General features: G+C 77.3%; 1 protein-coding gene and 1 pseudogene. One reads left to right on the top strand and one right to left on the bottom strand.

What is annotated here, in order from left to right; genetic code table 11:
• Positions 1–397 (top strand): annotated as a pseudogene (locus QH283_RS08005) (hypothetical protein); the annotation flags it as partial.
• A gap of 228 nt (positions 398–625) precedes the next feature.
• On the opposite strand, the gene QH283_RS08000 reads toward QH283_RS08005, so the two are convergent.
• On the bottom strand, positions 626–1169 hold a 544-nt coding region (locus tag QH283_RS08000), incomplete at its 5' end, for a 2Fe-2S iron-sulfur cluster-binding protein (RefSeq protein WP_280502381.1).

The raw sequence follows: 1169 nt of genomic DNA, 5'->3' as shown, positions 1-1169 counted from the left end.
GTCGGCGACCGCCGACACCCTGCCCCTCGGCGCCGCCGACACCCTCGCCGACCCGGCCCCGGCCACCGCCGACCCGGCCACCACCGACGAATCCCCAAACGGCTCAGCCGGCCAGCCCCTGCCGGGCCCGCCCCTGCCGGGCGGACCGGGCGGACCCGGCGCTCTCCCGGCCGCCGCGGCCCCGGGCAGCGCCCTGATCACCCTCCTCACGACCGACGCCACCGCCTACACCTGGGTCGCCGCCACCGTCGGTTCCACCGGCGCGGCCGTCGTCCAGCTGGCCGCGGGCAGCCCCGTCCTGCCGATCGGCGGCTTCAACGGCGGCGACCCCCCCCCCCGCGGTTCCCCCGGGCGCGGCGCGCGCCCCGCGGGCCGGGGCCCCCCCCGCCCGGCCTAGGGGGGGTTACACGGGGGGCCACCCCGCCCCCACCCTCGAACGGTTCCAGCGGTACGTCCGCGACGGCGAGATCCACTACTTCCTCGGCGGCAACCGCGGCGGCCCCGGCACCACCCCCGACTCGCAGAGCTCCCGGATCAGCGACTGGGTCGGCCAGACCTTCACCCCCACCGTCGTCGACGGCGTCACCGTCTACGACCTCACCTCCCCAGGGTGACCCGGTCGGTCTCACCACGATGACGAGCCCGGGTCGACGAAGCGCAAGGTCAGCTCGTCGGTGACGGGACGGGCCACGCAGGGCAGGGTCAGGCCGGCGGCTCGCTGGGCCTCGGTGAGCGCGAGCAGCGGGTCGCCGGGCAGCTCCACCGCGCCGGAATCGACTGCGGCGAGGCAGGTTCCGCACGAGCCGCCCAGGCAGGAGTAGGGCAGGTCCTCGCGGTGCGGCAGGGCGGCGTCGAGAACGGCCGCGCCGCGCGGCATCTCGAAGCGCAGCTCGAATGCGTCGCCGCGCATGGTGACGGCGGTGTCCGGTCCTCCCGCGTCGGCGACCGGGGCGCTCGGGTGAGCGGTGTCGAACAGCTCGAACGAGACAGCCGCGCGGGGCACGCCCCGGGCCAGCAGGGCGTCGACGGTGTCGGTGACGAGCTCGCGCGGGCCGCACAGCAGCCAGTGGTCGGCGTTCTCGGCGGCCACCGCCGTGGCGGTGACGCGGCCGGAACGCACGCCGGGATCGCCGGGGCCGGCCTTCCCGCGGGAGAGGTGGTGCACGACC

Origin of the sequence: Nocardia farcinica, assembly GCF_029867845.1 — a bacterium.
Classification (GTDB): domain Bacteria; phylum Actinomycetota; class Actinomycetes; order Mycobacteriales; family Mycobacteriaceae; genus Nocardia; species Nocardia farcinica_A.
The sequence above is the reverse complement of the archived record's forward strand: the minus strand, read 5'-3'. Positions and strand labels throughout refer to the sequence as shown.